This is a genomic window from Actinoplanes sp. NPDC049265 (genome assembly GCF_043197135.1).
GTDB lineage: Bacteria > Actinomycetota > Actinomycetes > Mycobacteriales > Micromonosporaceae > Actinoplanes.
This window is the reverse complement of sequence record NZ_JBICSP010000052.1, coordinates 1-5,494: the sequence shown is the minus strand read 5'-3', so window position 1 is coordinate 5,494 and position 5,494 is coordinate 1. Positions and strand designations below refer to the sequence as shown.

Below are 5,494 nucleotides of genomic sequence, written 5' to 3'. Positions count from 1 at the left end.
AAGCGACACCCACCGCAAACAAACCCGCCTGCGCAAAAACCGTCTCACTCAACCGGGCCTCGTCCCGACCCAACACCACATCCGCGACCGGCAAGCCCAGCAGACCACCCAAAATCCCGCACACCTGATCGAACACCGCCGCAAACACCGGCGAAACCGACCGCAACTCCCGGCCCATCCCCGCCCACTGACTGCCTTGACCCGGAAACACCAGCACCGTCATCCCGTCGACGCCGGCCACCCCGGTCACCACCCCAGCGGCGGGCTGACCCGCCGCAACAGCCGCCAAACCAGCCAGCAGTTCGCCGCGATTCGCGCCGGCCACCACCGCCCGATGCGCCAGCGCCGCCCGCGTCCTCGCCAACGAAAAGCCCACATCCACCGGGCCCAAATCGGGCCTCACGCCGACGAACTCCCGAAGCCGTTCCGCCTGCGCCGCCAGGCCCGCCGCGTCCCGACCCGACACCGGCCACACCACCGGGCCACCCGCCACCAGCGCCTGACCCGCAGCCATAACTTCTTCGAATGCGGGAGCCTCCTCGAGGATGAGGTGTGCGTTGGTGCCACTGATCCCGAACGAGGACACCCCAGCCCGGCGCGGTCTGCCGTTCGCGGGCCAGGACTTCGGGGAGGACAGCAGGTGGATGTCTCCGGCCGACCAGTCCACGTGCGGGGACAGCTCGTCGGCATGCAACGTCCGTGGCAGCACCTCATGCCGCATCGCCAGGACCATCTTCATCACCCCGGCCACACCCGCCGCCCACTGGGTGTGCCCAATATTCGACTTCACCGACCCCAGCCAGACGGGACGCCCCTCGGGCCTGCCCTGCCCATAGGTAGCGAGCAGCGCCTGCGCCTCGATCGGATCCCCGAGCCTGGTTCCCGTACCGTGCGCCTCAACGGCATCCACATCGGCCGGAGTCAGCCGCGCCGCCGCCAGAGCCGCTGCGATCACGCGCTGCTGTGACGGCCCGTTCGGCGCCGTCAACCCGTTGGACGCACCGTCCTGATTCACCGCACTGCCCCGAATGACGGCCAGCACCCGATGACCCGCCCGCTGCGCATCCGACAGACGCATCAGCACCAGCACCCCGGCGCCCTCCGCCATCCCCATGCCGTCCGCGCCCGCCCCGAACGCCTTACACCGCCCGTCAACCGCCAACGCCCGCTGCCGGGAAAACTCCACCAGCCCCACGGGACTGGCCATCACCGTCACCCCGCCCGCCAACGCCAGATCGCACTCCCCCGCCCGCAACGCCTGGACCGCCAGATGCATCGCCACCAACGACGACGAACACGCCGTGTCGATCGTCATCGCCGGACCCTCCAGACCCAGCACATACGACACCCGACCGGAGATGACGCTCCCGGCGCCACGGGTCACTCCGTAGCCTTCGACACCCCCGAGTTGGGCTTCCCCGTACCCGTAACCGGCCGCCCCGGCGAACACCCCGGCGGGCGTACCCCGCAGCGACCCCGCGTCGATTCCCGCTCGCTCCAACGCTTCCCAGGTGACCTCCAGCAGCAACCGCTGCTGCGGATCCATCCCCATGGCCTCGCGTGGCGAGATACCGAAGAAGCCCGCGTCGAAATCGGCCGCCTCCCGTACGAAGCCGCCGGCCCGCGCATAGCTCGTGCCCGGGTGATCGGGGTCCGGGTCGTACAGGCTGTCCAAATCCCAGCCCCGGTCACCGGGGAACGGGCCGACCGCGTCACCTCCCGATTCCAGGAGATCCCACAGCTCTTCGGGGCTCCCGACACCGCCCGGGAACCGGCAGCCCATCCCGACGATCGCCACCGGCTCGTCTGCTGTCGCGGCGGCGGCCGGCACCGAGGGCGCCACTCCGGCCGCGGCGTCGGGCTCCCCGACGAGCTCGGCTCGCAGGTGCCGGCCCAGGACGGCTGGGGCCGGGTAATCGAAGACCGCGGTGGCGGGCAGGCGCAGGCCGGTTGCGGTGGCGAGCCGGTTGCGGAGCTCGACCGCGGTCAACGAGTCGAACCCGAGGTCCTTGAAGGAGCGCGCCGGCTCAACCGCATCCGGCGAGATGTGACCCAGGACGACGGCGGCCTGCGCGCGGACCAGATCCAGCAGCAGCCGCTCCTGTCCGGCCGGGGGCAGGCCGGCGAGCTGACCGGCCAGTCCGGTCACGCTCCGGGCACCGTCGCGGGCTGCGGGCACGGGACGGCGAGCGAGGCCGGCGAGCAGGGGCCGGTCGGCGACTGCCGATGTGGCCGGGTCCAACGGGGCCAGCACGGCCAGCGGCTCGTCCAGGCCGGCGGTGGCATCGAACAGCGAAAGTGCTCGCGCGGTGGCCATGGGTAGCATCCCCGCACGGGCGAGGCGATCGGTGTCCCGACCGGCCAGATGACCGGTCATACCACTGCGCTTCTCCCACAACCCCCACGCCAACGACACCGCCGGCAAACCCACGGAACGCCGAGCCGCCGCCAAACCATCCAGGAACGCGTTCGCCGCCGCGTAACTACCCTGACCCGCCGAACCAAACGTCGCCGCCGCTGAAGAGAACAACACGAACGAGTCCAGATCCAAACCGGCGGTCAACTCATGCAGATGCCTCGCCCCGTCTACTTTCGGAGCAGCTACCACACCCATCCGCAGCGGGGTCAGCTCCGTGACCACCCCGTCATCGAGCACCCCAGCCGCGTGAACCACCCCGGTCAACGACCGCCCGGCCCCGGCGACCACCGCCGCGATCTCACCCCGATCAGCCACATCACACGCCGTGATAGTGACCGCCACACCCGCAGCAGCCAACCCCGCTGCCAGAGCCGCAACCCCGGGAGCCGCCGGGCCACGACGCGACGTCAACAACAGACGCTCCGCCCGGCCCGTTGCGGCCAGATGCCGGGCCACCTCAGCACCCAGAGTCCCCGTACCACCCGTCACCAACACCGTCGACGACGGCCCATCGTGAGGAACGGTCAAAACAACCTTCCCCGTATGCCGGGCCTGCGACATAAACCGGAACGCCTCCCGCGCCCGCCGCACATCCCACGCCCGCACCGGCAACGGCACCAAAACACCCCGCTCGAACAGATCCACCAGCACCACAAACATGCGCTGAATCTCCTCCGGACCCGCCTCCATCAAATCGAACGCGCGGTAGGTGACCCCCGGATACCGCGCCGCAACCTCACCCGGATCGCGCACATCGGTCTTGCCCATCTCCACAAACCGGCCACCACCCGGCAACAAACGCAACGACGCATCCGTCAACTCACCCGCCAACGCGTTCAGCACCACATCCACCCCGGCACCCCGGGTCACCGTCAGGAACTCCTCCTCGAACCCGGTCGACCGCGACGACGACACCTGGTCCAAGCCCATGCCGGTAAGAACCGGCCACTTCGCCGGACTCGCCGTCGCATACACCTGCACCCCCAAATGCCGGGCCAACTGCACCGCGGCCATACCCACCCCACCAGCCGCCGAATGCACCAACACCCGCTCACCACGACGCACACCCGCCAACACCACCAGGGCGTAGTACGCCGTCAAGAACACCACCGGCGCCGAACCCGCCTGCGCCCACGACCACCCCGACGGAACCCGCACCAACAACCGATGATCAGCAACCACGACCGGCCCGAACCCGGCCGTGACCAAACCCATCACCCGGTCCCCCAAGGCCAGACCCGACACCTGCGGACCCACCTCGGTCACCACACCGGCACACTCCACACCGATGTCACCGCCACCCGGATACATCCCCAACGCCACCAACACATCACGGAAATTCACCCCGGACGCCCGCACCGCAATCCGAACCTCACCGGCCTGCAACGACGCTGTCGCCTCGGGTGCTCCGGCCAACACCAGCCCGTCCACCGACCCGCCCTCGGCACGCAACCGCCACGGCCCAGTGGGTGGTTCCAGCAACTCCCCATCCACCGGACGGGTCAAGCGCCGCACCAAGACACGGTCCCCGCGCAGCGCCACCTCCGGCTCACCCGCCGCCACCACGGCCAACGCCGCCCTCAGCGCAACCGCGTCCAAACCCGCCGGATCAAGATCGACCAGAGCGAACCGACCCGGATTCTCCGCCTGCGCCGAACGCACCAGACCCCACACCGAAGCCGCACCAAGATCGGTCACCACCTCGCCCGACTCGGTGGACACCGCACCCCGCGACACCAGCACCAACACCGACTCCGCCAACCGGCCGGCCGCCAACCACTGCTGCACCAGACCCAGCACCTGACCGGCGAGCCGGGCACCACCCGCCGCGGCGTCACCGGGCTCCCCGGCCACCCGCGCCAGCACCACACTCGGAGCTTCCGAGGCAACAGCATTCAGGTCCGCATAGGCGCTGACTTGTGTGCCCGCCGCCCTCAGCGCCGCAGACAAACCGGGTACACCATCACCGACCACCGCCACCGCGGAATGCCGGTCACCGACCGGGCTCGCGCCGACGCGGTCGAATCCGGTCGAGTCGTCGGGGGCCGGGACCCAGCGGACGGTGAACAGTGCGTCCCGGTCCGCGGCCGCCCCCATTTGATCGACGGACAACGGCCGCAGGGTCAGCGAGTCCACCGACAGGACCGGACGACCGGCGGCATCGACCGCCTGCAACCGGAGCTCGTCCGGGCCGAGACGCCACAACCGCGCCCGCACCGCAGTCGCGCCGACCGCATGCACACTCACGCCCCGCCACGCGAACGGGATCAGCGCCCGCCCCTCGACAGCCGCCAGTACGCCGCCCGGTCCGGCCGCGTGCAGCAAAGCGTCCAGCAGCGCCGGGTGCACGCGGAACAGCCCAGCCTCCCCCTGGACATCGTCGGGGAGCTGGATCTCGGCGTACGTCTCCTCCGGCCGCAGCCACGCCGCGCGCAGGCCGCGGAAGGCCGGGCCGTACTCGTAGCCGGCCCCGGCCAGGTCCTCGTACGCACCCGCAACGTCCACGGCGACCGCGCCCGCCGGCGGCCATTGCCCGTCATCCCATTCATCCCCGGCATGCCCGGCGGGAGACACGACACCCTTAGCATGCTCGGTCCACGACGCCTTACCACTGCCCGGGCGGGCGTGCACGGCCACCGACCGGATCCCCGCCGCATCCGGCACCCCGACGGCCACTTGCACCTGGACCGCCTCGTCCGCGGGAATCACCAGCGGGGCCTGCAGCACCAACTCCTCCACCCGCCCGCAACCCGCGCGTTCACCAGCGGCGACCGCCATCTCCACCAACGCCGCACCCGGCACCACCACGCTGCCCAACAGAACATGATCCGCCAGCCACGGAAGGCTCTGAACCGACACCCGGCCGGTGAACACCAAGCCACCACCCACCAGCTCAGTCACCGCCCCCAACAACGGATGACCACCCACCACCGCGCCAGCCGCAGCCGGCGCGAGCCAATACCGAGAACGCTGGAACGCATACGTCGGCAGATCCACCCGCCGACCCGGGCCAGTAACCCTCGCCCAGTCCACCCGGGCGCCCGCCACATACGCCCGACCCAACGCCGTCAACAA

General features: G+C 70.4%; 1 protein-coding gene. It reads right to left on the bottom strand.

Features of this window, described 5'->3' with window-relative positions; genetic code table 11:
* Window positions 1-5,416, bottom strand: a 5,416-nt coding sequence (locus ACGFIO_RS44225; RefSeq protein WP_392837282.1) for an SDR family NAD(P)-dependent oxidoreductase, incomplete at its 3' end; no start/stop codon positions are given.
* Between the last annotated feature and the right edge of the window lie 78 nt (window positions 5,417-5,494).